Raw genomic sequence first — 25,917 nt, forward strand, 5'->3', positions numbered from 1 at the left:
GTGGCGACGCCCTGCTGAAGTGCGATCTCCTCTCCGTGACCAAGATCGTGCTTGGGTTGACACAGGTCACACGACAAGGTCATCCTGATCCGCGGCGCGCCCAAAAGGGCCCATAAAACTCAACAATCGGCAGGCGTGGACAATGACGTCAGATGCGGCACCCTTGGCATCTGTTCTGCGGCGTTACGAGGATCAGCTGCGGGAGACCCCTGACAGGGTCGCCGTTTCAGCCGGTCAGGAGCATCTCACCTATCAGGAGTTAGACCGTCTCGCCAATGGCGTCGCCGCGCAGTTACGTCCGTTCAGGCAGGCCGGGCAGCGGTGGGCGGCCGTGCTCGCGGGCCGCTCGATCCGGCTGGTCGCGGGCCAGCTCGGCGCGATGAAGGCGGGCCTCGCCTTCGCGCCGATCGACCCGGCCACGCCCGCCGACCGGATCCGGGCCATGCTGGCGGGCGCCGCGGCCGTGGTCACGGCCCCCGAGTGGAGGTCCCTGGTCCCCGACGGCGTCCCCGTGATCGACACGGCCTCGGAGGCGGACGGCCACGTCGCCCCGCCGTCGATCGAGCCCGGCGACCTCGCCTACGTCATCCACACCTCCGGCTCGACGGGGACCCCCAAGGGCGTGCTCGTCCCGCACCGCGCGCTGGCCAACCTGATCAGCTGGTCCCACGAGACCTTCGGGCGGGGCGGCCGTGCGCCGCTGCTCACCAGCCCCAACTTCGACCCGTCGGTCTGGGAGATCTGGATGTACCTGACCGCGGGTACGACCATGGTCATCCCCGACGAGCGGACCAGGCTCTCGCTGCCCGCCCTGCGCGACTGGATCGTGGAGCAGGAGCTGACCACCTGCTACGCGCCCACGCCCATCGCCGAGGGGCTGCTCGGCCTCTCATGGCCGGAACGTGCCAATCTCGTGACGCTGAGCACCGGCGGCGACCGGCTCACCACCTATCCGAGGCCCGGGCTGCCCTTCCGGCTGATCAACCTCTACGGCCCGGCCGAATGCGCCGTCAACGCCATCGCCGGCGAGGTGCCGGTCCACGACGGCCAGAGCCGCCCGCCCGCGCTCGGCGAGCCCCTGCCCGGCGTCACCGTCCACCTCCTGGACGAGGAGATGCGGCCGGTCGAGGAGGGCGAGATCCACCTCGGCGGCGTGTGCGTCGGCCTGGGCTACCTCGACCAGCCCGAGCTCACGGCCGAGCGCTTCGTCCGCGACGGCGACGGCAACCTCCTCTACCGCACCGGCGACCTGGCCAGGCGGCGATCCGACGGGGCCGTCGAGTTCCTGGGACGGCTCGACGACCAGGTCAAGATCCGCGGCAACCGGGTGGAGCTCGGCGAGATCGAGACCGTGCTCGGCCGCCACCAGCGGGTCAGGGCCGCCACCACCGCCGTCCGCGGCCACGACCTGGTCGCCTACGTCGTGGGCACGGCGACCGATCAGGAGCTGCGCACCCACCTGCGCAGGTTCCTGCCCGACTACATGATCCCGACCGCCTGGGTCTTCCTGGACGAGCTCCCGCTGACCGCCAATGGCAAGGTGGATCGCGCCGCGCTGCCCGACCCGGTCCGCGAGTCCCGCCCGATCACGCCGCCCGCCACCCCGACCGAGGAACTGCTCGCCGGCCTCTGGCAGGACGTCCTCGACGCCGGCCCGGTCGGCGCCGACGACGACTTCCTGGCGCTGGGCGGCCAGTCGCTGCTCGCGATGCGCGTCGCCGCCCGTGCCTGCGAGAGGCTGGGCAAGCCGGTCGAGCCCCGGATGCTCTTCGAGCACCCCGCGCTCGCCGCGCTCGCCCGCGCGATCGACGACCTGCCCGAGGCGGCGGCGGAGGCCCCGGCCGGGAGCGGGATCACGCCGGCGCAGCGCCGGCTCTGGTTCATCGACCAGGTGGCGCCGGGCGCGCAGTACAACGTGCCCATCCTGTACGCCCTGGACGGCCCCCTCGACACCGGGCGCCTGGAGGACGCGATCAACGAGATCGTGCGCCGGCACCCGACCCTGCGCACCCGCTACGAGGAGCTCGACGGCGAGCCGGTGCCCGTGGTCGATCCGGAGACGCGGATCGCGATGAAGGTCATGGACGCCACCCCGCGCGGCGCGGAGGCGCTGGCCAAGCACGCCGCCCGCGACCGTTTCGACCTGCGGAACGGCCCGCTGCTGCGGGCCCTGCTGCTCCGGCTCGCCGACGACCGGCACCGGCTGCTGGTGACCGTCCACCACATCGCCTTCGACGGCTGGTCGGCCGGGGTCCTCCTGGACGAGCTGGCGCGGCTCTACGCGGGGGAGAGCCTGCCCGAGCCGGCCGGGCCGTACCGGCGCAGGCAGGGGCTCGACGGCCTGCCGTACTGGAGGAAGGTCCTGGAGTCGCCGCCCGAGCGGCTGGCGCTGCCGGCCGACGGCCCGGGGTCGAAGGAGCCGACGCGGCGCGGCGCCCGGGTCAGGGCCACGCTGCCGGACGGGCTGCTCGCCGAGCTGGAGTCGCTGGGCAGGCGCGCCCAGGCGAGCCCGTTCATGGTGCTGTTCGCGGCCTTCCAGGCGCTGCTGCACCGCTACAGCGGCCAGGACGACATCGTGACGGGCGTGCCGTTCTCCGGCAGGGAGGCGCCCGGCGCCGACTCCATGATCGGCTTCTTCGTGGAGACGCTGCCCATCAGGACCGGCCTGGCGGGCGACCCGACGTTCGAGCGCCTGCTGTCGCAGGTGCGGGCGGCGGTGCTGGCCACGCCCGGGGACGTGCCGCTGGAGGAGATCGTCCGGGAGCTCTGCCCCGACGGCCGGTCGCCCTTCGACGTGATGTTCGCGATGCAGGACCCGCCGGACGCCAGGCGCGGCGGCGGGGTGGGCTTCCGGATGCTGGAAGAGGTGGAGAACGGCGGGGCCAAGGCCGACCTCGTGCTCTACGCCGAAGGCCAGGAGATGAGCCTGGAGTTCGCCACCGACCTGTTCGAGCGCCCCACCGCCGAGCGCCTGCTGCGGCACTACGTACGCGTCCTGGAACAGGTGGCGGCCGACCCGTCCGCGCCGGTCTCCGCGCTGCTCGCCCGCGAGCACGAGCCCGCTGGCCGCGGCCCCGACCAGTGCCTGCACCGGCTCTTCGAGGAGCAGGCCGACAGGACGCCCGACGCGGTCGCCGTCGAGTTCGACGGCGCCGCCCTCACCTACGCCGAGCTCGACCGGCGGGCCAATCGGCTGGCCCACCTGCTGCGCGGGCTCGGAGTAGGGCCCGAGGTGCCGGTCGCCCTGCACGTGCGGCGCTCGCTCGACCTGCCCGTCGCGCTGCTCGGCATCCTGAAGTCGGGCGGCGCCTACGTCCCGCTCGACCCCTCCTATCCCGAAGGCCGCCTCACCCAGGTGCTCGGCCGCGTCGACACCCCGGTCCTCGTGACGCACCAGGCGCTCGCGGGCAGCCTGCCGCACGCGCGGCCCGTCCACGTCGACACCGACCTCGACGGCCTGCCGGACCACCGCCAGGACAGCGGCGTCACGCCGGACAACCTGGCCTACATCCTGTTCACCTCGGGCTCGACCGGCCAGCCGAAGGGCGTGGCGATGCCGCACCGCCCGGTCGCCAACCTCATGGCCTGGCACGAGGGCGCGTACCGCAGCCTGCAGTTCACCGCCCTCGGCTTCGACGTCTCGGTGCAGGAGATCTTCAGCACCTGGGCGTACGGCGGGACGCTGGTCATGGTCGGCGACGACGTGCGGCGCGACCCCGCCGCCCTGCTCGACCACATCGCCAGGAACCGGGTGGAGCGCATCTTCCTGCCGTTCGTGGCGCTGCAGACGCTGGCCGGCGCCGGGGTCGAGCCGCCCGCCACGCTCCGCGAGGTGATCACCGCCGGGGAGCAGCTCCAGGTCACCCCGCAGCTCGAACGGTTTGTCCGGCCGTGGATGACGCTGCACAACCAGTACGGACCCACCGAGGGCGCGATCATCGACATCGCCCACACGCTCACCGGCCCCCCGGAGGACTGGCCGCGGCTGCCGCCCATCGGCAGGCCGGTCACCGGCGTCCAGGCGCTCATCCTCAACCGCCTGGGCCACGAGACGCCCGACGGCGTCCCCGGCGAGCTGCACCTCGGCGGCGCCTGCCTCGCCCGGGGCTACCACGGCCAGCCCGAGCTGACACAGGAGCGCTTCATCACCTGGCGTGACGGGCGCAGGCTCTACCGGACCGGCGACCTGGCCCGCCGCGACGAGGCGGGGGAGATCGAGTTCCTGGGCCGCGCCGACGACCAGGTCAAGATCCGCGGCTACCGGGTGGAGCCCGGCGAGATCGCCGCGGTGCTGGCCGGGCACCCCGCCGTGCGCGAGGCGTTCGTCATGGCCAGGGAGGGCGCGCTGGTGGCGTACGTGGCCGCCGACGGCACCCCCGAGCTACGGCCCTACCTCGCCGAACGCCTGCCCGAGTACATGGTGCCGAGCACGTTCGTCGCCCTGGCCTCCCTGCCGGTGAACCCGTCGGGCAAGGTGGACCGGCACGCCCTGCCGGAGCCCGGCCAGAGCGCGCGGACGGTCGCCGCGCCCGCCACCCCGGTGGAGCAGGCCGTCGCCGCCATCTGGCAAGAGGTGCTGGGCGGGCAGGTCGGGCGGCACGACAACCTCTTCGAGCTGGGCGGCCACTCGCTCAACGCCACCCAGATCGCCTCCCGGTTGCGCGAGGCGCTCGACGTACGGGTGCCGATCCGGACGATCTTCGCCCACCCGACCGTCGCCGAACTCGCCGCGCAGCTCACGTCGCCGGACGTGGAGGCGGCCGCCGAGCTCTATCTCATGGTCGCCGCGTATTCGGACGAAGAGGCCGAGGCCCTGCTGCGGTCGATGGAAGGTGAACAATGAGCCTGTCAGCCCAGCAGCGCCAGCTCCTGGACGCGTTACGGAAGAAGAAGCAGCAGCAGGCCGCGCGGACGCGGCCCGAGCGGCTGCCGATGTCCTTCACCCAGCTGCGCGCGTGGTACCTCGACCGGATGGCGCCGGGCGCCGCCCACTACCTGATCCCGCTCGCCTTCCGCATCGAGGGCCCGCTCGACCGCGAGGCCCTGCACCGCGCGCTGAACGCCCTGGTGGCCAGGCATGAGAGCCTGCGCACCACGTTCGCCATGGACGCGGACGGCCCCTACCAGATCGTGGCCGACTCGCTCGCGATCGACCTGGCGGACACCGCGGACACCACGCCGATGGACCTGACCGCCGGCCCGCTCATCCGCGCGCACCTGCTGCGCGAGGGCCCGGAGCGGCACGTCCTGCACCTCACGCTCCACCACATCGTCGCCGACGCCTGGTCCCTGGACGTGCTGCGCCGGGAGCTGAGCGCCCTCTACAACGGCGAGGAGCTGCCGCCGCTCGCCCAGCAGTACCCCGACCACGCGATCTGGCAGCGGGAGCAGGACTTCGGCCGGGAGCTCGGCTACTGGCGCGAGACGCTGGCGGGCGCGCCGCCCGTAACCGAGCTGCCGGCGGACCTGCCCAGGCCGGCCGTCCAGACGTACGCGGGCGCCGAGCTGCCCTTCTCCCTGGACCTGCCGCGCGAGGAGTTCGCTGCGTACTGCCGGAGCCTCGGCGCCACGCCGTACATGGTGCTGTTCGCGGCCTACCTGGTGGTGCTCTCCCGGCGCTCCGGTCAGCGGGACCTGGTGGTGGGCACGCCCATCGCCAACCGGGACAGGGTCGAGTCCGAGGGACTGATCGGGTTCTTCACCAACACCCTGGCCATCCGCGCCGACCTGTCGGGCGAGCCGCCGTTCGCCGAGGTGGTCGAGCGGGTCAAGGAGGCGGTGCTCGACGCGTACGACCACCAGGGGATGCCGTTCGAGCGGCTGGTCGAGGAGCTCAACCCCGAGCGCCGCCTGGACCGCAGCCCGGTCTTCCAGACGATGTTCAACATGCTGCCCGAGGCCACGGCGGCGCTGGAGCTGGACGGCCTGACCGTCACGCCCGTCGAGATCCCCGAGCACACCGCCAAGTTCGACCTGACCGTGGGCGTCCGCGAGACCCTGGACGGGCTCGTCGAGTACAACACGGACCTGTTCCGCGAGGCGACGGTCCGCGCCCTGGTGGGCGAGCTCCAGCAGGTGCTCGCCGCCGCGATGGGCGGGGACGAGGCCCCCCGGGAGCTGCCGCGCCGCGAGATCACCCGGATCGTCACCCGGGCCTGGCGCGAGGCGCTGGGCGGCGCCGCCTTCGGCCCCGACGACAACTTCTTCGAGGTGGGCGGCCACTCGCTGCTGGTCCTGCAGGTGCACGAGCGGCTGCGCGAGCGGTTCGACCTGACGGTCACCGACCTGTTCAGGTATCCGACGATCGCCTCGCTGACCGCCTACCTGAGCCCTGGCGCGCCCGCGCCCGAGACGGTCACGGCCACCGCGCCCGCGAGTGGGGCGCTCGCCATCGTCGGCATGGCCTGCCGCTTCCCGGGCGCCACGGGGCCCGAGGAGTTCTGGGCGGCGATCCGCGACGGGGTCGAAGCCGTGCAGGACTTCACCGACGAGGAGCTGCTGGCCGACGGCGAGGACCCCGACCGGCTGGCCGACCCCGCCTACGTCAGGTCGGGGACGGTGCTGGACGGCATCGACCTGTTCGACGCCACGCTGTTCGAGTTCACCCCGCGCGAGGCCGAGATCCTCGACCCGCAGCAGCGGCTCTTCCTGGAGACCGCCTGGGCGGCGCTGGAGGACTCCGGCTGCGACCCCGCCCGCCATCCGGGGCAGATCGGCGTCTTCGCCGGCTCGGCGATGAGCAGCTACTACATCGAGAACCTGCTGGCCGCGCCCGACGTGCTCAGGGCGGTGGGCGACTACCAGGTCATGCTCGGCAACGACAAGGACTCCCTGCCCACGCGCACGTCGTACAAGCTGGACCTGCGCGGGCCGAGCGTCAGCGTCAACACCGCCTGCTCCACCTCGCTGGTCGCGCTCCACCTGGCCAGGCAGAGCCTGATCGCGGGCGACTGCGACCTCGCGCTGGCCGGGGCGGTGCGGGTCAACGCCTGGACCCGCCGCGGCTATGTGTACCAGAGCGGCGGGATCGGGTCGCCGGACGGCCACTGCCGACCCTTCGACGCCGCGGCCCAGGGCACGATCGGCGCCAGCGGCGTGGGCGTCGTCGTGCTCAAGCGGCTGGAGGACGCCCTCGCCGCGGGCGACACCATCCACGCCGTCGTGCGCGGCTCCGCGGTCAACAACGACGGCACCAGGAAGGTCGGCTACACCGCGCCCGCCGTGGACGGCCAGGCCGAGGTCATCACCGCGGCGCTCGCCTCGGCCGGCGTCGACCCCGGCACGATCGGGTACGTCGAGGCGCACGGCACGGGCACCGCGCTCGGCGACCCCATCGAGGTCGCGGCGCTCTCCCAGGTCTTCCCCGCCGACAGGCCGGTCGCGCTGGGCTCGGTCAAGTCCAACATCGGCCACGCCGACGCCGCCGCCGGGATGGCCGGGCTGATCAAGACCGTGATGGCGCTCAAGCACCGCACGCTGCCGCCCACCGTCAACTTCGCGACGCCCAACCCGCGCGTCGACTTCCGCCCCTTCTACGTGCCCACCGCCGGAGCGGACTGGCCCCAGGGCGAAGCGCCGCGCAGGGCGGGCGTCAGCGCCTTCGGCATGGGCGGCACCAACGCCCACGTCGTGCTGGAGGAGGCCCCCGCGCGCCCCGCCGCCCCGCCGGCGACCGGCCCGCAGCTGCTCGTCCTGTCGGCCGCCACCGGCTCGGCGCTGGCCGGGATGGACACCCGGCTCCGCGCCCACCTGCGCGAGCACCCGGACGCGGACCTGGGCGACGTCGCCGCCACCCTGCGGCACGGCCGCCGCCAGCTGCGGCACCGCGGCGTCCTGGTCGCCGGGGACCGCACGTCGGCGCTGGACGCCGAGCTCATCACGGGCGAGGCGCAGCCGCGCGAGATCGCCTTCCTCTTCCCCGGCCAGGGCGCGCAGCGCCGGGGGATGGGCGCGAGCCTGTACGCCACGGAGAGCGCCTTCCGCGCCGCCGTCGACACCTGCTCCGAGATCCTGCGGCCGCACCTCGGGCTCGACCTGCGCCAGGCCCTGTACGGCGAGGCCGGCGACCTCGACCAGACCTGGCTCACCCAGCCCGCGCTCTTCGTCACCGAGTACGCCTTCGCCCGTACCCTCATCGAGCGGGGCGTCCGGCCGGCGATGATGGCCGGGCACAGCATCGGCGAGTACGTCGCCGCCTGCCTGGCCGGGGTCTTCACCCTGGAGGACGCCCTGCGCCTGGTCGCCGCGCGGGGCCGCCTCGTGCAGGGCCTGCCGCCCGGTTCGATGCTGGCCGTGCCGCTGCCCGAAGCGGAGGTGGCCGGGCTGCTCGGCGCGGACCTCTCGCTGGCGGCGGTCAACACCCCCGAGCTGTGCGTGCTGGCCGGCCCCGAGGAGGCCGTCGCGGAGGTGGAGCGGCGGCTGGAGCGGCAGGGCGTCGCCTGCCGCGCGCTGCGCACCTCCCACGCCTTCCACTCCGCCATGCTGGACCCGGTGCTCGACGCCTTCGCCGCCGAGCTCGGCTCCGTACGGCTGGGCACGCCCGACCTGCCGTACCTGTCCAACGTCACGGGCGGCTGGGCGACCGGCGCAGAGACCAAGGACCCCGCCTACTGGGTGCGCCACCTGCGCGAGACCGTGCGGTTCTCCGACTGCGCCGGTGCCCTGGTGGCGGCCGGCGCCGCCGTGGTCGAGGCCGGTCCCGGCCGCACGCTGACCACCCTGGTGCGCCGCCAGGGGGGCCAGGCGACGGCCGCCCCGCTGGTCCGGCCGGACGCCGGGCAGTCCGCCCTGCTGGAGGGCATCGGGCGGCTCTGGGCGGCCGGCGCCGAGGTCGACTGGGCGGCGTTCGGGCCGGCGGGCCGGCGGGTGCCGCTGCCCACGTACCCGTTCGAGCGGCGCCGCTACTGGGTGGAGCCGCGCGCCCGGCGCTTCGAGCTCGCGGCAGGGGCGCCCGCGCGGGCGGCGGCCCTGCCCGTGGCGGAAGCGGAGGCGGAGGCGGGCCAGGCGCTCGACGCCGTGGCCGCCGCCTGGCAGGACGTGCTCGGCATCGCGCCGGCCGGCGCGGGGGACGACTTCTTCGAGCTGGGCGGCGACTCCCTCGTGGCCACCCAGCTCGCCTCCCGCCTCGGCCTGCCCATCGAGGCGATCTTCGACCACCCCACGCTGGGCGGCCAGCGCGCCCTCCTCACGTCGGCCGGAGCCACCCAGGAAGCCTCCCCGGAAGCCTCGTCCGAAGCTCGGGCCGAAGCCGTGCCCGCCGCCCCGGTGGGCGTCCCCGTGGCGGGCGCGCGCGAGGTGATCCCGGTCGTCGACGACCCCGGTCCCGCGCCGGTCTCGTTCATCCAGCGCCGCATGTGGTTCATCGACCAGGTGCACGGCTCGGCCGCCTACGCCGTGGCCACCGCCCTCGACCTGCGGGGCGAGGTGGACGAGGAGCGCCTGCACGGCGCCGTGCGGGAGCTGGTGCGGCGGCACGAGTCGCTGCGGACCGTCTTCCGCGCCCCCGACGGCGAGCCGGTGCAGCTGGTGCTGCCCCCGGGGGAGGTGCCGCTGCCGGTCGAGGACTGCGACGACGCCGAGCGGGCGCTGAGCGCGGCCGCCACCGAGCCGTTCGACCTGGAGCACGGGCCGCTGTTCCGGGCCCGGCTGCTGCGGCTCGCCCCCGACCACCACGTCCTGTCGCTCGCCTTCCACCACATCGTCGTGGACGGCTGGTCGATCACCCTGCTGAGGAGCGAGCTCGCCGCCCTGTACAACGGCGAGGTGCTCCCCGAGCCGAAGGTGAGGTACCGCGACTACGCGCGCTGGCAGCGCGAGCAGGCCGTCGACCTGGACTTCTGGACCGAGCGGCTGCGCGGGATCCCGCACGGCCTCGACCTGCCCACCGACCGGCCGCGCCCGCCGATGCAGACCTTCGAGGGCGCGGTCGCCACGCACGTCATCCCGGCGGAGCTGGCCGGGGGCCTGCGGGCCCTGAGCCAGGAACGCGGCGCCACGCTCTACATGACCCTGCTGGCCGCGCTCCACACGCTGCTGTACCGCTACAGCGGCCAGGAGGACGTCTGCGTCGGCTCGCCCGTGGCCGGGCGCACCCGCCCCGAGCTGGAGGGCATCGCGGGGTGCTTCATCAACACCCTGGTCATGCGGGCCACGATGGACGGCGGCCTGCCGTACACGGAGCTGCTGGCCCGGGTGCGCGAGTACGCGCTCGGCGCGTACGCCCACCAGGACGTGCCGTTCGAGCGGCTCGTGGAGGAGCTCGACCCGCCCAGGGACCTGTCGCGCAACCCGCTCTTCCAGGTGCTGTTCAACCTGCTCAACCTGCCCAAGAGCGACCTGGGCCTGGCCGGGCTGGAGGTGGAGGAGCTGTCCGTGGAGGCCGGCACCGCCCAGGTCGACCTGGTGCTCTACGTGTACGAGCAGGGCGACGAGCTGGAGTGCCGGCTGGAGTACAACACCGCGCTCTACGACGCGGGGACGGCCGGGCGGCTGCTGCGGCACTACGAGACCCTGCTGTCCGCGATCGTCGCGGCACCCGAGACCACGCTGTCGGACCTGGTCTTCCTCACCGGCGAGGAGCTGGCGGAGCACCTGGACGGCCAGGACGTCGAGGTGCCCGATCTCTGCGTCCACGAGCTGGTGGAAGCCCAGGTCGACCGGACGCCCGACGCGGTGGCCGTCACCTACGAGGGCGTCTCGCTGACGTACCGGGAGCTGGACGAGCAGGCCGGCAGGGTCGCCCGGCGGCTGCGCGAGGCGGGGGTCGGGCCGGAGACGCTGGTGGGCGTCGCGATGGAGCGGTCGGCCACGATGCTGGCCGCCCTGCTCGGCGTGCTGAAGGCGGGCGGCGCGTACGTGCCGCTCGACCCGATGTACCCGCAAGACCGCCAGGACTACATCCTGGACCACTCCGGCATCCGCGTCCTGGTCACCGAGCGCGAGCTGGCCGGGCGCTACACCGGCTACCAGGGGGAGATCGTCCTCGCCGACGAGGAGGTGCTGCCGAAGGCGGGCGACGGGCACGACAGCCCGGGACGCCCGGACGTGCGGGTCACCCAGGAGAACCCCTGCTACGTCCTGTACACCTCCGGCTCGACCGGGCGCCCCAAGGGCGTGCGCGTCCAGCACTCCTCGGTGGTCAACTTCCTCGCCTCGATGAGCCGCGAGCCCGGCCTGACCGGCGAGGACACCCTGCTGGCCGTCACCACGTTCGCGTTCGACATCTCGGTGCTGGAGCTGTTCCTGCCGCTGACGGTCGGCGGCCACGTGCTGATCGCGAGCCGCGAGGCCGCCTACGACCCGGTACGGCTGGCCGCCCTGCTGGACGGCGCGACCGTCATGCAGGCCACCCCGGCGACCTGGCGGCTGCTGCTGTCGGCGGGCTGGCAGGGCGCGCCGGGGCTGAAGGCGCTCTGCGGCGGCGAGGCGCTCCCCGCCGACCTGGCCACCGACCTGCGCGGCCGGGTGGCCGAGCTGTGGAACATGTACGGGCCGACCGAGACCACGATCTGGTCCACCCTCGCCCGGGTCGGCGACGGGCCGATCACGATCGGCCACCCGATCGCCAACACCCGGATCCTCCTGCTCGACCCCGCGATGCAGCTGGTCCCCACCGGCGTGGTCGGCGAGCTCTACATCGGCGGCAAGGGTCTGGCCCGCGACTACCTCCACCAGCCCGAGCTGACGGCGGAGCGCTTCGTCACCTGGCGGGACGGCAGCAGGCTGTACCGCACCGGCGACCTGGCCTGCCGCCGCGCCGATGGCACGATCGAGTTCCTCGGCCGGGCCGACGGTCAGGTGAAGGTGCGCGGCTACCGGATCGAGCTGGGCGAGATCGAGACGCTCCTGCTGGCCCATCCCGCCGTCCGCGAGGCGGCCGCGGTGGTGCGCGGCTCGGACGCGGACAAGAGCATCGCCGCCTACCTGGTCACCGACGGGGTCACCGACGGGGACTCGGGGCACGACTGGCGCGAGTACCTGCGCAGCAAGCTGCCCGACTACATGATCCCCTCGTCGTTCACGGCGCTGGACGCGCTGCCGCTCACCCCGAACGGCAAGGTGGACCGCAAGGCGCTGCCCGAGCCGGTGAGCGAGGTGCGCGCCGCGGGCGCGCCACCGCGGACGCCGGCCGAGGCCGGGCTGGTCGAGCTCTGGTCGGCGATCCTGGGCGTCCAGGGGATCGGGATCGACGACGACTTCTTCGGGCTGGGCGGCGACTCGTTCAAGGCCGTGCGCGCGGTGAGGGACTCGGGGATCCAGGCCACCGTGCTGGACCTGTTCAAGAACCCCACGATCCGCGCGTTCGCCGCACTCGGAGACCCGTCACGGGACCTCGACGCGCCGCGGGACGCCGGGCTGCTGCACGAGCTGACCCCGCCGCGGTCCGCGGCCTCCCTGACCCTGGTCTGCGTGCCCTTCGCGGGCGGCGGCGCGATCACGTACCAGTCGCTGGCGACGGCCCTGCCCGAGCACATCACCATGCTCGCGCTGCAGCCGCCGGGCCACGACACCGGCAACCCCGGCGAGCCCGTGCTGCCCTTCCACGAGCTCGTCGAGGGCTGCGTCAAGGAGATCAAGGAGAAGGTCGACGGGCCCCTCGCGCTCTACGGCCACTGCATGGGCGGCGCGCTCACCGTCCAGCTGGCCCGCAGGCTGGAGGAGGAGGGCGTCCACCTGGAGAAGGTGGTCATCGGCGGGCACTTCCCCGCGCCCCGCCTGCCGGGCAAGACCTTCGCCTGGTTCCGCCGGATCTTCCCGATGGAGCGATGGACCTCCAAGCGGCAGGCGCTGGAGTTCCTGCGGGCCATGGGCTTCTTCACCGAGGACCTGGCCCCTCGCGAGCGAGACTTCATCATGGGCGTCTTCCTCCACGACACGCAGGAGGGCGAGGACTACTACACCGACCTCTACCAGGCGCCCATCAAGAAGCTGTCAGCGCCGCTGGTGTGCGTGGTCGGCGAGAACGACCGCGCCACCGAGCTGTACGAGGAGCGCTTCCGCGAGTGGGAGCCCTTCTCCGACGCGGTGTCTCTGGAGGTCATCCCCAAGGCCGGGCACTACTTCCAGAAGCACCAGGCGCCCGAGCTGGCCGAGATCCTCGCCGAGGACGACCGGCCCGCCGCGCCGCTGCCGCCCCGCTACCAGCAGAGCAGCCTGGCGACGTTCTTCCTGGTGGCCTTCGGCCAGCTGGTGTCGCTGATCGGCACCGGGCTGACGACGTTCGGCCTGGGCCTGTGGGTCTACCAGCAGACGCAGTCGATCTCGATGTTCGCCATCGTCTCGGTCATGGCGCTGCTGCCGGCCGTGGTGCTGGCGCCGATCGCCGGAGCCGTGGCGGACCGCTGGAACCGCAGGCTGATCATGATCACCGCCGACTCGGCGGCGGGCTGCGCCTCCGCGGCGCTGGCCGCCCTGCTCTGGACGGGCAGCCTCCAGCTCTGGCACGTGTACGTCATCGTCGCCGTCGGGGCCGTCTCGACGGCCTTCCACCAGCCCGCCTACATAGCGGCCGTGGCCCAGCTGGTGCCCAAACGCTATTACGGCAGGGCCAACGGGCTGGCCCAGCTGGGGGAGGCGGCAGGGACCGTGCTGGCGCCGCTGCTGGGCGGCGCGCTCATGGCCGTCATCGGGCTGAACGGCATCATCGTCATCGACCTGACCACCTTCGCCTTCGCGGCCACCGTGACGCTGGCGGTCCGCTTCCCCGACACGCTCTTCAAGAAGCGGGAGGAGTCGTTCTGGCGGGAGGTGACCGGCGGCTGGCGCTACATCAGCCGCAGGCACGGGCTGCTGGCGATCATCCTGTTCACCTCGTTCCTGAACTTCCCCTTCGCCATGGTCGAGGTGCTGGCCACGCCGCTGCTGCTCGACCTCACCGACACGCGCGGCCTGGGCGTGGCGCTCGCGATGACCGGCGTCGGCCTCCTGGTGGGCAGCGTGATCATGACGGTGACCGGCGGCCTGGCCCGCCGCACCCACGGCATCCTCGGCTCCTTCATGGCCCTGGGCGTCTCCTTCGCGATCATCGGCCTCGCGCCTCACCCGGCGCTGCCCGCGATCGGGCTGTTCTGCGTCGGTCTGTTCACCGCGCTGCTGAACGCGCACTGGTTCTCGATCGTGCAGCAGAAGGTGGGGCTCGACCTCCAGGGGCGGGTCATCGCCACCAACCTGATGCTCAGCTGGGCCATGGTCCCGATCGGCTTCCTGCTGGCGGGGCCGCTGGTCGAGCACGTCTTCGACCCCATCGCGGGGGCCGCGCAGGGCAGGGGGATCGCCCTGCTCACGCTCGTCGCGGGCGCGGTGACCGTGCTGATCGGCCTGGTGGCCTTCCGTTACCGGCCGGTCCGCTACCTGGAGGACGACCTGCCCGACGCGCTGCCCGACGCGGTGATCATCACCGACAAGGACGAGATCCAGCAGCTCGCCGACAAGCAGCTCGTCTCCTGATCCACCCCCTGTCCCGGTACGGCGGCGCCGTACCGGGACAGGGGTGTCAGGACGCCTGCGCGGCGTCGAGCTGCTTGACGAAGTGGCCGCGGCAGTGGGGGCAGCAGAAGCCGTAGGTCCGCCCGTCACGCTCCAGCAGGACGGCCTCCTCCAGCGGTATGGTCGCGCCGCAGACCGGGTCGACGACCATGCCCTCGGGGGCCGGCGCCGCCGAACCGGTCTTGGCCTCCTCGATCAGCCGCAGGACGTCGGCCGAGCGCTGGGCGTGCCCGCGCAGGCCGTAACCGCCCTCGGCGAGGCTGATCACGTTCACCACGGCCCGGGGCTCCGGGTTGTCCTCCGCCTCGGCCAGCTCCGCGGTGACGCGGGAGATGAGGTGCTCGCTCATCTCCTTGCCCCACATCCCGACGGTCACGTTCGCCACGTACCAGGGGCCCTGTGACGGGTCGAGCAGCGTCCCGCCCGCGCTCCAGACCTCCTCCTCGCGCACCACGACGTGGCTGAGCGACTCGAACAGCTCGATCACGCCGGGGTCCGCCGCGGGCGTCGCGCCGTCCCCGGCCGAGAGCAGGCGCCGCGCCGCCAGCCGACCGGCGAGCTCGCGGCGCTCCCGCTCGTCGAAGACGCCCTTCGGCACCAGCAGCTCGATGAAGAGCATCGTGATCCGTCCTTTCCGGGAGGGTGACCTTCCGGAGATAATCGCTCATCGGGCGCCGCGCGGTCGTCGGCCCGGGGACGGCTTTCCCGGCTACGGCGCCGGGTGTAGCGGGCGGGTGGCGTACGACGTGGGGAGTAGCCGCCCCGCCCCGCAGGGGCGACCGGTCACGTCCGGCCGCTGCGGTGCGGGAACACGCGCAGCGCCGTCTCCAGCGCGGCGGCCTCCTCGGGGCTGAGCCGTTCGAGGAAGTGCACCAGCGTGGCGGCCTGGTTGTCGCTGGAGGCCAGCATGGCGCGCATGCGGTCGGCCGTGTAGGACTCCTTGGAGGAGACGGGCTCGTAGATGTAGGCGCGGCCGACGGGCTCGCGCTTGAGCAGGCCCTTGGCGTGCAGCTTGTCCATCACGGTCATCACCGTCGTGTAGGCGATGGTGCGTTCCTGGACGAGCTCCTCCAGCACGTCACGCACGGACGCGGGCCGGCGCCTGGCCCACATGCGGTCCATGATGGTGGATTCGAGCTCTCCAAGGCCGCGCGGCGTCATGCGCTCGATGCTACCGGCGGCCTCTCAGCGGCGGGCTCGGGAGTCGACGGGCCTGCCGGCCGTCAGGGAGGCGAACAGGTCCTCCCACATCGGCATGACCACCTCGGGCGTGTAGTTGTGGGCGGTCTCGGCCGCGGCGGCGCCCAGGCGCAGCCGGAGCTCCCTGTCGCCCATCAGCCGCGCCAGCGCCTCGGCCAGCGCGTCGACGTCGCGCGGGGGCACCAGCAGGCCGTCCTTGCCGGGCGTCAGCAGGTCCGCGGGGCCCGTCGGGCAGTCGAAGGCGGCCAGCGCCAGCGCGTGCCCCATCGCCTCGATCATGGCCATCGGCAGGCCCTCGATCCGCGAGCTGAGCGCGTAGATCGAGGACTGGGCGAGCTCCTCGTGGATCCGGTCGCTGCGGCCCATCAGCCGCATCCGGTCGCCCAGGTCGTGGCTTTCGAGCCGCTGCTGCAGCCGGTCCTTGGACGGCCCCGTGCCGAAGATCCGCAGCCGCCACTCGGGGAAGCGGTCCGACACCTTGGCGAAGGCGTCGAGGAGCATGTCGTACCCCTTCTGGGGCACGAGCCGGCCCGCGGCGATCACCACGGGGTTCGACTGGTCGGAGTGCTCGCGGTGCCCCATGTGCACGGCGTTGGGGATGCGCACGATGGGCGGGTCGTGCAGCAGGGCGTGGTACTCGTTCCTGCTGGTCTCGGTGAGCACCGCGATCGCGTCGAAGACGCCGTAGTGGCGGGCGATCTGCTCGCGCACGGCCGGGTGGTAGGCGGCCAGGTTCATGTGCTCCTGCGCCACCCTGATCACGCCCTTGCCGCCGCGGCGGGCGGAGATCAGGTTGAGGGCGGGGCGGGTGGTGACGAGGATGCCGTCGCTGAGGGAGGACACGTAGTCCATCACGGCGCCCTCCACCCGTTCGGTGAAGTACTCGGCGGCGAACTCGCCGTACGGCACGATCTTGCCGCGTGCCCGCCGCCACACCTTGCGGGCCAGCGAGTCGGACGCGACGCCGTCACGCTGGTCCACCAGTGCCGACACCCGCACCCGCTTGTCGATGTCGAACTGGGGCTTGGTGCGGCGGCGTACCGTGCTGACGATCTCGACGTCGTGGCCGGCCTCGGCCATCGCGTTGGCCTGGTTGACCACCGTGCGGATGGTGCCGCCCATGCCGTAGGCGTGCAGCAGCATGTAACGGATCTTCACGGCAGGTACTCCCAGGTCCGGCACATGTCTCTCAGCACTTCGGGGATCTCTTCAGGTGAGGGCAGGTCGCGGCCCTGCTGCACGCTGCCCGAGCGGATCTTGTCCTTCCAGTCGCCGAGCCCCTTGGTCACCACGTCAGGCGTGCCGTAGGAGAGCATCTGGGGCGCCCACTCCAGGCCCAGGAACTCGCAGATCTGGCGGCAGATCCGCTCCGGCTCGGCGGTCAGGTCCTCGTAGCGGACGGTCAGGCCGTTCAGCGCCTTCCTGGCGCGCTCCACCGCCTTCATGTAGCGCAGCGCGTCGGCCGCGGCCTCGTCCGGCGTGCGCTTGTCGGGGCTGGCCTCGTGCCACGAGGTCGCGATCGAGGCCGGATGGCGCAGCAGGAACACGAACCGCGCGTCGGGCCAGCACGCCGCGATCCGGTCGTAGGCGAACGCGTTGGCCGGCGTCTTGTCCACGATGTACTTCTTGCCGCTGCGGACCAGTTCGCGGTGGAGCACCCTGTCCCACAGCAGGTGCTCGAGGTCCGAGCGGTCGTGCCCGAGCGCCTCCATCGCCTTCTGCGCCAGCCCCGTGCCGAACTCCACCCTCAGGCGGCGTACGTGCAGCTCGTGGGGGGCGTGCAGATCCGGGTGGGCGTTCAGGACGGACCGCAACAGCGTGGAGCCGGACCTGACCGGGGAGAGCACGAACACCGGGGCCGTCAGCAGGCGGTCGAGGTGAGGGTCGGCCGGCGGCCGGAACGGGGCTTCCGGAGCCTTCTTCGGCTGCGGTTGCTTCGACGGCTGCGGTTGCCCCCCTTTCCCTACTCGTTCGATTCGGAATCCCGCATACCTGGCCAGCGCCGTGCTGAGCCTGCGCTGCCACATCATGGTGGGGGAGGTTACCGGGTTTTTCTGCAAGTTCACTGTGAACCACACAGGGCCACGATGTCGTCACTCCAGGCCGTCCCGGATCCTGGCTCCGATAGGTTGGGACATATGTCGCCCGTCCCCCCCGAATGCCCCCAAGTCGTACGGACGGCGCCTTCCAGACTCGCCTGGCTGGACGCCCTGCGCGGCATCGGCGCCCTCGCGGTCGTGGGCGAGCACCTGTCGACCTGGGCCATGCCGTGGCTGCGGCCCACCTCGTTCAACCTCGGCATCTACGGCGTGCTGGTGTTCTTCCTGGTCAGCGGGTACATCATCCCGACCTCGCTGGAGCGGCACGGCGACGTGCGGGCCTTCTGGATCGGCCGCATCTTCCGCCTCTACCCGCTCTACCTCACGATGATCGGGCTCGTCCTGGCCCTGTCGTGGTGGATCCCGGTCCGCCAGGAGGTGCCCAGGGACGGCTCCGCGGTGGCCGCGCACGCCACGATGCTGATGGACGCCGTCGGCTCGGCCGGGGTGCTGAACACCATGTGGACGCTCTCGTATGAGATGATCTTCTACCTGCTGGCCGCCGCGCTGTTCGTCGTCGGCGTGCGCGACCGGCGCGGCCTGCTCCCCGTCGGCTTCGCGGTGGTCTGCGCCGTCGTGGCGTTCGTCCTGTCCGGGCCGGCGTGGTCGGGCGGCTGGCTGTCCTGGGTGTCGTTCGGCGCGTTCGCCGCCGGCCTGACGTGCGTGATCGCGGGATACGGGCGCACGGCCGCGGCCTGCCTCCTGGGGCTCATGGCGCTGGTGCTGGTCGTGATGAGCAGCCGCGTGCCGTGGTTCGCCGCGGGCATCCTCGCGGTCATGTTCGCCGGCACGGCCATCCGCCGGTGGGAGCGCGGCGAGGGCCCGCTGTGGCCGGTGGCCGTCGCCGCGGCGCTGGTGGCCTCGACCCCGCTGTGGGCGATCAACGCCGGCTGGTGGTGGGTGCGGCCGGACGTGTGGACCCTCACCATCCTCCTGGCGGGCGCCACGTTCGCGGGCGCCATGGCCTGGCGTGCCCGCCGCGTGCCCGCCTTCCTCGTCTGGCTCGGCGCCATCAGCTACTCGCTGTACCTCGTGCACCTGCCTATCCTGCTCGTCGTCATGCGGCTGGCGGGGGAGATGCGCTGGTCGCCGCTGCTCCTGCAGATCGGCGTCAGCGCGGCCTTCCTCGGCGTGCTGGTGCCGGCCAGCTGGCTGAGCCACCGGTTCCTGGAGCGGCCGCTGCAGCGCGCCGGCCGCCGCCTGGCCCTCCGCCACCCCGGCGGGCCTGCCGAGGTGGCACGCGCGTGACCCCGACCGGCCCGCATGCCGTCAGCGGGTCTCCACGGGCGGGCGGTCCCGCCGGAGGCGCCCGGTGACGGCGGGCAGCAGGCCGCGCGGCAGGAAGAGCACGACCAGGACGAGCACCAGCGCGTACACGGCGTACGACAGCACGCCGGGCGCGTAGGACGGCATCCCCGGCAGCGCGGCCAGGCTGTTGAGCCCCTGCACCAGCAGGGTGATCGCGGCCGCCCCCGCCACGGCGCCCCAGATCGTGCCCAGCCCGCCGACGACGGCCATCACGATGTACTGGATCGAGATGAGCACGGGGAACGAGCCCGGGGCCACGTACCCGGTGTAGAAGCAGTAGATGCCGCCCGCGAGCCCCGCGAAGGCCGCCGACAGCGCGAACACCACCAGCTTGTAACGCCCGACCGGGATCCCCGAGGACGCGGCGGCGGTCTCGCTGGTGGCCAGCGCGCGCAGCGCGCGGCCCGGCCGGGAGCGGATGACGTTGCGGGTCACCAGCATCACCAGCGCCAGCCCGGCCCACGTCAGGTACGCGTACGCGAGCGCCGAGCCCGCCTCGAACGAGCCGGCCGAGAACTGCGGGATGGCCTGCAGCCCGATGTCCCCGCCGGTGAACTCCAGCTGCCCGGCCAGCGAGAGCAGGATGAGCTGCATGGCCAGCGTGGCGAACGCCAGGTGGTGGCCGCGCAGCCGCAGCAGCGGCACCCCGATCACCAGCGCGAACCCGGCCGCCGCCACCGGGGCGGCGACCAGCCCGATCACGGGCGGCACGCCGTGCAGCGCCAGCAGCGCGGCGGTGTAGGCGCCGATCGCGTAGAAGGCGCCCTGGCCGAGCGAGACCTGCCCGGCGTACCCCATGAGCAGCGACACCCCGACCGTGACCATCGCGGCCAGCCCCAGCAGGATGTACACGGCCAGCGCGCTGTCGGCGAGCACGGCCGGCAGCGCCAGCGTCACGACGGCGACCAGCGCGCCCGCCACCCGCCCGATCACGTCTGCTCCTGGGAGATGGCCGGGCGCCGGCCCGCCTGCACGATCATGACGACGATCATGAGACCCAGCGCCACCTCCAGCTGGTGCGAGCCGTAGCCGTAGCCCGCGGCCATGGTCTCGGCCACGCCGAGCAGCAGCGCGCCGGCCAGCGTCACCACCGGCCTGGTCAGCGCGCCGAAGACGGCCGCGGCGAAGGCGTTCACGATGAGCGTGACGTCCGTGTCGAACGAGATCGGCCGCAGCGGCGTCACCAGCACCCCGGCGATCCCGCCGAGCAGCCCGCCCAGCGCGAAGGCCAGCAGCCCCATCAGCCGCGTGTCGATGCCCACCACGCGGGCGGCGTACGGGTTGGACGCGCACGCCGTCAGCGCCTTGCCCAGGTAGGTGCGCCCGAAGAAGAGCGCCAGCAGCGCGAACACCGCCGCCGTGACCCCGATGACCAGCAGGTGCTGCGTCTGGATGCGCGCGCCCGCCAGCGTCACCGCGCCGGCCAGGCCGGGCGCCGAGCGCGGCTGGTCGCCCCACAGGACGATCTCGACGGCGTACGCCAGCACGCCCACGCCGAGCGTGACGATCAGGGACGACAGCGGCGTCGTGCCGCGCCGGCCGACGGCGGCCAGCCCGGTCAGCAGGCCCGCCAGCGCCGCGACCAGGACCGCGGCCACCTCGCTGACCCCGTGCGGGAGCCCCAGCCCGAGCAGCGACGACACGCACAGTCCCGCCACGACCGCGAACGTGCCCTGCGCGAAGTTCACCACGCCCGTGACCCTGTGGATGACGACGAGGCCGCCGGCGATGAGCGCGATGGCGCACCCGACCGCGAGCCCGTTCAGCAGGTACGTCAGGAAGGCGCTCATGTGATCGCCCCGCCCAGGTAGGCGCCGGCCACGCGCGGGTCGCCGGCCAGCTCCGCGCACTCGCCCTCGGTCACGACCCGCCCGGACTCCAGCACGTACGCCCGCCGGCACAGGTCGAACGCCAGCCGCGCGTTCTGCTCGATGAGCAGCACGGTCAGCCCCCGCTCCCGGTTCAGCCCGGCGAGGTGCCCGGCCAGGTCGGCGGTCACGTTCGGCGCCAGGCCCAGGGAGAGCTCGTCCACCACGAGCACCGCGGGACGCGACATGAGCGCCCGCCCGAACGCCACCATCTGCTGCTCCCCGCCCGACAGCACGCCGGCCCGCCGGCGCGACAGCTCGGCCAGCCGGGGCAGGAGGTCGTAGGCGTACGACGGGTCGCGCTCGCCCGAGCGCCAGCCGCCCAGCGCCAGGTTGTCCGCGACCGACATGTCGGGAAACAGCTGGCGGCCCTCGGGGATGAGCGCCAGCCGGCCCCCGATCTCCACCGTCCCCGAGGCGGGCGTGAGCAGCCCGGCGAGCGTGTTGGCCAGCGTCGACTTGCCCGCGCCGTTCGGGCCGAGCAGGGCCACCATCTCGCCCGCCTCGACCGTGAGCGTGACGTGGTCGAGCGCGGTCGCGGTGCCGTACGAGACGACCAGGTCCCTGACGCCGATCATGAGGGCTGCCCGAGGTAGGCGGCCAGCACCAGCGGGTCGGAGCGCACCTCGGCCGGCGGCCCGTCGGCGATGACCCGGCCCAGGTCGAGCACCACCACCCGGTCGGCCAGCCGGGTCACGAACGCCACGTCGTGCTCGATGAGCAGGATCGTCAGCCCGTCCGCGCGCAGCTCCTCCACCAGAGCCGCCAGCCGCTCGCGCTCCTGGCCGCGCAGCCCGGACGCGGGCTCGTCGAGCAGCAGCAGCCGGGGCCGCGCGCACAGGGCGCGGGCGAGCTGGAGCGCCCGCTGCTGGCCGATGGGCAGCAGCTCGGCGGGCCGGTCCGCCCACTCGGCCAGCCCCACCCGGCCCAGCACGGCGTCCGTCTCGGCCGTGATCTCCCGCTCGTCGCGCCGGTGCCGCGGCAGCCGCAGCGCCGCCGAGACGAACCCGGCGCCGGTACGCCCGTGCATGCCGACCATGACGTTCTCCCTGACCGTCATGCCGCGGAACACCCGGGCCGCCTGGAACACGATCGACATGCCGAGCCCGGCCCGCCGGTGCGGCGCGAGCCGGTCCACGCGCTGCCCGAGGAACGAGATCCGGCCGTGGTCGGCCGGCAGGTGCCCGGTGATCAGGTTGAACAGCGTGGACTTGCCCGCGCCGTTCGGCCCGATGACGCCGCAGACCTCGCCGTCCGCGACGGTCAGGGACACGTCGCGGACGGCGTAGACGCCCCCGAAGGAGCGGGACACCCCGCTGAGCTCCAGCACCGGCTACCCCGCACCGACGGTCTTGGCGAGCTGCTCCTTGGCCCAGTCGGTGGGGACGAACTCCCCGCCCTTGACCGTGTTGACCGAGATGTACTCGGGGGAGAGCCCGGAGTGGTCGGTGGCGGTGTAGCGGAAGCGGCCGTTCGGCGTGACCAGATCCATGCTCTCCAGCGCCTTCTGCACCCTGGCCTTGTCGGTGCTGTTCGCCTTCCTGATCGCCTCGAACAGCAGCAGGCACGCGCTGTAGCCGTCCTGCGCGAACTGCGGCGGCGGATAGCCGTGCGCCTGCTCGTACGGCTTGGCCATCTGCTCGATGACCTGTTTCTGCTTCCCGTCGGGCAGGTGCTCGCCGACGACCCCGATGGCGCTCTGCACCGTCATGCCCTCGGCCGCGGCGCCCATCGGCTCCAGCCACAGCTTGCTGGCCTGCGACGCGGTCAGGAACAGCGGCGTCTTCAGCCCCGCGGACGCGTACTGCTTCGCCGCCGTCACGCCCGGCGCGCCCGAGCCCCAGAACACCAGCGCCTCGGCGTCGGAGCCGCGCACGTGGGTGAAGAGCGGGCTGAAGTCGGAGGTGGTGGTCTCGTACGCCTCGTCCACGGCGATCCGCACGCCGTACTTGGGCGCGAGGGCGACCATGGACTCGTGGCCGGAGACCGAGTAGGCGCTCTTGGAGTCCCAGGCCACCGCGATGGTCTTGATGCCCTCGGCCTGGATGTACTGCAGGTAGCGCTCGGCGTACATGCTGGACAGGGCCGGCGTGACGAAGATGTACGACTTGATCGGCTCGACCTGCTCCTGCGCCGGGGCCAGCGACAGGTACGGCATCTTGTCGCGCTGCGCGAGCGGCTCGACCGCCAGCGCCGAGTTGGAGAACACCGGCCCGATCAGCGCGTCGATCTCGCCCTTGATCTGGTTGTAGGCCACGATCCCCTGGTCGGGGGCGGTCTTGTCGTCGCGCGTGACGAGCTCGACCGTGCGGCCGAGCAGCCCGCCCTGGTCGTTGACCTGCTTGACCGCGAGCTCCACGGCCTTCTTGTCCTCGCTGCCCAGCGGCGTGTAGTTGCCGGTCAGGGAGACGATCAGGCCCACCTTGATCGGCTCTTGGGCGCCGCCGCCACCGCCATCACCGCCGCCGCCACACGCGGCGACGGCCAGTACGAGACAAACCAGGGACGGGAGCAGCCTGCGCATCAGGACCTCCTGGGATGTGGCCCTGAATGTAGGCAGATACATTACGGCTGTCAATAGTGTGCCCAATATGGGGGAGAGCCTGTGATGCGGCCTCAGTCGGTGATGCTGACGTTCCTCGGAGACCATGTCTACGGCCGCGGCGTCTGCGTGTCCTCCGGCAGTTTCATCGAGGCGTTCGCCAAGGTCGGCATCTCGGAGGAGGCCACGCGCTCGACGCTGACCCGGATGGTCCGCCGCGGCCTGCTGCGCCGCCGGCGTTCGGGCCGCCGGATGTATTTCGGCCTCACCCCGACGAGCGCCGAGGTGCTCAAGGATGGCGAGCGGCGCATCTGGCACAGCGGCGTGGTCAACGACGCGGACGAGGACCGCTGGACGCTGATCGGCTTCTCGCTGCCCGAGTCGTGGCAGCGCCAGCGGCACGAGCTGCGCTCGCGGCTGGTCTGGGCCGGGTTCGGGCCGCTGCAGAACGGCCTGTGGATGGCGCCGGGCGAGGTGGACGTGGCGCACGTGATCGAGGACCTCGGCGCGAACGTCAAGGTCTTCTCCGCCGAGCCCCGGTGCCCGACCGACATGCAGGCCCTGGTCAGGGACGCCTACGACCTCGCGGACCTGGGCGAGCGCTACCGGGCCTTCCTGCGCCGCTGGGACCGGGCCGACCCGGCGCCGGACGCGCCCGACGACCTCGCGCGCTCGCTGACGCTGCTGACCGAGTGGCTGCAGATCATCAGGACCGACCCGCGGCTGCCGCTGCGGCACCTGCCGCACGACTGGCCGGCCGGGAAGGCGCAGCAGGTCTGCCACGCGCTGCACGAGCGGTTCGGGCCGGAGGCGGCGCGGATCGCGGGACGGCTCCTCGACGTCGTGCCCGACGAAACTTGGGCAGAACGGTGACAGCGATCGCATAGTGGCCTAACTTGAGGGCTTGAGCGTCCGTGGAGGAGTGCCGATGCGGAATCAGGGGATCGGCTCGTGGCCGGCACGCCGGGCACGCATGACGCCCGAGCGGGTGGCGCTGACGTACCTCGGACGCGACCGCACCTATCGCGAGCTGCGCGACCGCGCGTACCGGCTGGCCTCGGCGCTGGGCGTGGGGCGCGGCGACCGGGTCGCCTTCCTCGGGGCGAACCAGCCCTCGCTGGTGGAGACGTTCTTCGCGGCGGGGCTGGCGGGCGCGGCGTTCGTCCCGCTGAACACCCGGCTGGCCGAGCCCGAGCTGCGCTACATCCTGGAGGACGCGCGACCCTCCGTGCTCGTGCTGGGCGAGGAGCGGGACGGTGGCGGCCTGCCGGGCCGCCACGTCGAGGCCGGCGCGTACGAGGCGCTGCTCGCCTCCGGCTCGCCGGAGCCGATCGACGAGCCGGTGCGCCAGGACGACGTCTGCCTGATCATGTACACGTCGGGGACCACGGGTCGCCCCAAGGGCGCCATGCTGACCCACGCCAACCTGACCTGGAACACCTTCAACCTGCTGGTCGACGTGCCGCTCGCGCATGACGAGGTCGCGCTGGTCAGCGCGCCGCTGTTCCACATCGCGGCGCTGGCCCAGACGCTGCTGCCGGCCGTGCTCAAGGGCGGCCGGGTCATCCTGGAGCCCTCGTTCGACGTGGAGCGCACGTTCGACCTGATCGAGAGGGAGCGGGTGACGGTCATGTTCGGCGTGCCGTCGATGTTCGGCTTCCTCGCGCGGTCGCCGCGCTGGGCGGGGGCCGACCTGTCGAGCCTGCGGCACCTGCTGTGCGGGGGCGCGCCGGTGCCCGAGCCACTGATCCGGACATATCAGGATCGGGGGTTGACGTTCCTGCAGGGGTACGGCATGACCGAGACGGCGCCCGGCGCCCTCTTCCTCGCGGCGGAGCACTCGATCGCGAAGGCGGGCTCGGCCGGGGTGCCGTGCTTCTTCTCCGACGTGCGGCTGGTCGCGCCCGACGGGTCGTACGCCGCCCCCGGAGAGCCCGGCGAGGTGTACGTCCAGGGCCCCAACGTCATGCCCGGCTACTGGGGGCTGCCCGAGGAGAGCGCGAAGGTCCTGTCGGCGGACGGCTGGTTCCGCTCGGGGGACATCGGCGTCGCGGACGAGGACGGCTACGTGCGCATCTCCGACCGGATGAAGGACGTGATCATCTCAGGCGGCGAGAACATCTACCCCGCCGAGGTGGAGAGCGTGCTGTACGAGCACGCGGCGGTCGCCGAGTGCGCGGTGATCGGCGTGCCGGACGAGAAGTGGGGCGAGGTGGGCAAGGCCCTGGTCGTGCTGAGGAACGGTGGCGAGCCCCCTGACCTGCTGGCGTACCTGGACGGGAGGCTGGCCCGTTACAAGATCCCGAAATATCTGCAGTTCGTCCCCGAATTACCCAAGAACGCGGCGGGCAAGCTGCTCAAAGCCCCCCTCAGAACGCTCTACGGGTCCGACCTCCATGACCAGAGGAGATGATCG

14 protein-coding genes are annotated in these 25,917 nt (G+C 72.8%); 5 read left to right on the plus strand and 9 right to left on the minus strand.

Features of this window, described 5'->3' with window-relative positions; genetic code table 11:
* Positions 1 to 163: 163 nt before the first annotated feature.
* Both FH608_RS10540 and FH608_RS10545 read left to right on the plus strand, forming a co-directional pair.
* Entirely contained in the window at positions 164 to 4,843 is a 4,680-nt protein-coding gene (locus tag FH608_RS10540; protein WP_193318341.1) for a non-ribosomal peptide synthetase, read from the plus strand.
* Positions 4,840 to 14,445, plus strand: a complete 9,606-nt coding sequence (locus tag FH608_RS10545) for a non-ribosomal peptide synthetase/type I polyketide synthase (protein WP_139630233.1) — start codon at positions 4,840 to 4,842, stop codon at positions 14,443 to 14,445. The genes FH608_RS10540 and FH608_RS10545 overlap by 4 nt, the downstream gene beginning before the upstream one ends.
* Before the next feature lie 46 nt (positions 14,446 to 14,491).
* Here the strand turns inward: FH608_RS10545 and FH608_RS10550 are convergent, their stop codons facing one another.
* From FH608_RS10550 to FH608_RS10565, 4 genes are all read right to left on the minus strand, one after another.
* Positions 14,492 to 15,103 carry a YHS domain-containing protein gene (locus tag FH608_RS10550; RefSeq protein ID WP_139630234.1) on the minus strand — a complete coding sequence of 204 codons (612 nt, stop codon included), beginning with the start codon at positions 15,101 to 15,103 and terminating at the stop codon, positions 14,492 to 14,494.
* 164 nt (positions 15,104 to 15,267) lie between these two features.
* Entirely contained in the window at positions 15,268 to 15,645 is a 378-nt protein-coding gene (locus tag FH608_RS10555; RefSeq protein WP_139630235.1) for a BlaI/MecI/CopY family transcriptional regulator, read from the minus strand.
* Positions 15,646 to 15,669: 24 nt separating this feature from the next.
* On the minus strand, positions 15,670 to 16,842 hold the full coding sequence (locus FH608_RS10560; RefSeq protein ID WP_139630236.1) for a glycosyltransferase family 4 protein: 1,173 nt from the start codon (positions 16,840 to 16,842) through the stop codon (positions 15,670 to 15,672).
* On the minus strand, positions 16,839 to 17,714 hold the full coding sequence (locus FH608_RS10565) for a sulfotransferase family protein (protein WP_139630237.1): 876 nt from the start codon (positions 17,712 to 17,714) through the stop codon (positions 16,839 to 16,841). Before FH608_RS10565 ends, FH608_RS10560 begins: the two co-directional genes overlap by 4 nt.
* Before the next feature lie 108 nt (positions 17,715 to 17,822).
* On the opposite strand from FH608_RS10565, the gene FH608_RS10570 reads away from it, so the two are divergent.
* Positions 17,823 to 19,031, plus strand: a complete 1,209-nt coding sequence (locus FH608_RS10570; protein ID WP_139630238.1) for an acyltransferase family protein — start codon at positions 17,823 to 17,825, stop codon at positions 19,029 to 19,031.
* A gap of 21 nt (positions 19,032 to 19,052) precedes the next feature.
* Here the strand turns inward: FH608_RS10570 and FH608_RS10575 are convergent, their stop codons facing one another.
* From FH608_RS10575 to FH608_RS10595, 5 genes are read right to left on the minus strand one after another with little or no spacing between them, the layout of a single operon-like run.
* Complete coding sequence (locus tag FH608_RS10575; RefSeq protein WP_226899260.1) at positions 19,053 to 20,024, minus strand: branched-chain amino acid ABC transporter permease; 972 nt, start codon at positions 20,022 to 20,024, stop codon at positions 19,053 to 19,055.
* Positions 20,021 to 20,881, minus strand: a complete 861-nt coding sequence (locus FH608_RS10580; RefSeq protein WP_139630239.1) for a branched-chain amino acid ABC transporter permease — start codon at positions 20,879 to 20,881, stop codon at positions 20,021 to 20,023. Before FH608_RS10580 ends, FH608_RS10575 begins: the two co-directional genes overlap by 4 nt.
* Complete coding sequence (locus tag FH608_RS10585; protein ID WP_139630240.1) at positions 20,878 to 21,537, minus strand: ABC transporter ATP-binding protein; 660 nt, start codon at positions 21,535 to 21,537, stop codon at positions 20,878 to 20,880. The genes FH608_RS10580 and FH608_RS10585 overlap by 4 nt, the downstream gene beginning before the upstream one ends.
* The gene (locus FH608_RS10590; RefSeq protein ID WP_139630241.1) at positions 21,534 to 22,289 is read right to left on the minus strand and encodes an ABC transporter ATP-binding protein; all 756 of its coding nucleotides are present in this window, start codon (positions 22,287 to 22,289) and stop codon (positions 21,534 to 21,536) included. The genes FH608_RS10585 and FH608_RS10590 overlap by 4 nt, the downstream gene beginning before the upstream one ends.
* A gap of 3 nt (positions 22,290 to 22,292) precedes the next feature.
* Positions 22,293 to 23,483, minus strand: coding sequence for an ABC transporter substrate-binding protein (locus FH608_RS10595; RefSeq protein WP_139630242.1), 1,191 nt, complete (start codon positions 23,481 to 23,483; stop codon positions 22,293 to 22,295).
* Positions 23,484 to 23,567: 84 nt separating this feature from the next.
* Between FH608_RS10595 and FH608_RS10600 the strand changes: the two genes are divergently transcribed.
* Both FH608_RS10600 and FH608_RS10605 read left to right on the plus strand, forming a co-directional pair.
* Positions 23,568 to 24,374, plus strand: coding sequence for a PaaX family transcriptional regulator (locus FH608_RS10600; RefSeq protein WP_139630243.1), 807 nt, complete (start codon positions 23,568 to 23,570; stop codon positions 24,372 to 24,374).
* Positions 24,375 to 24,429: 55 nt separating this feature from the next.
* A complete protein-coding gene (locus FH608_RS10605) occupies positions 24,430 to 25,914 on the plus strand; it encodes an acyl-CoA synthetase (protein WP_139630244.1) in 1,485 nt (494 codons plus the stop codon).
* Positions 25,915 to 25,917: the final 3 nt, after the last annotated feature.

Source organism: Nonomuraea phyllanthi (assembly GCF_006334985.2).
Classification (GTDB): Bacteria; Actinomycetota; Actinomycetes; order Streptosporangiales; family Streptosporangiaceae; genus Nonomuraea; species Nonomuraea phyllanthi.

Excerpts from the sequence above, each read along its gene's own strand:
- FH608_RS10545 (WP_139630233.1), top strand. The coding sequence starts at position 4,840 with ATGAGCCTGTCAGCCCAGCAGCGCCAGCTCCTGGACGCGTTACGGAAG.
- FH608_RS10550 (WP_139630234.1), bottom strand. The coding sequence starts at position 15,103 with ATGCTCTTCATCGAGCTGCTGGTGCCGAAGGGCGTCTTCGACGAGCGG.
- FH608_RS10555 (WP_139630235.1), bottom strand. The coding sequence starts at position 15,645 with ATGACGCCGCGCGGCCTTGGAGAGCTCGAATCCACCATCATGGACCGC.
- FH608_RS10565 (WP_139630237.1), bottom strand. The coding sequence starts at position 17,714 with ATGATGTGGCAGCGCAGGCTCAGCACGGCGCTGGCCAGGTATGCGGGA.
- FH608_RS10570 (WP_139630238.1), top strand. The coding sequence starts at position 17,823 with ATGTCGCCCGTCCCCCCCGAATGCCCCCAAGTCGTACGGACGGCGCCT.
- FH608_RS10580 (WP_139630239.1), bottom strand. The coding sequence starts at position 20,881 with ATGAGCGCCTTCCTGACGTACCTGCTGAACGGGCTCGCGGTCGGGTGC.
- FH608_RS10585 (WP_139630240.1), bottom strand. The coding sequence starts at position 21,537 with ATGATCGGCGTCAGGGACCTGGTCGTCTCGTACGGCACCGCGACCGCG.
- FH608_RS10595 (WP_139630242.1), bottom strand. The coding sequence starts at position 23,483 with ATGCGCAGGCTGCTCCCGTCCCTGGTTTGTCTCGTACTGGCCGTCGCC.
- FH608_RS10600 (WP_139630243.1), top strand. The coding sequence starts at position 23,568 with ATGCGGCCTCAGTCGGTGATGCTGACGTTCCTCGGAGACCATGTCTAC.
- FH608_RS10605 (WP_139630244.1), top strand. The coding sequence starts at position 24,430 with ATGCGGAATCAGGGGATCGGCTCGTGGCCGGCACGCCGGGCACGCATG.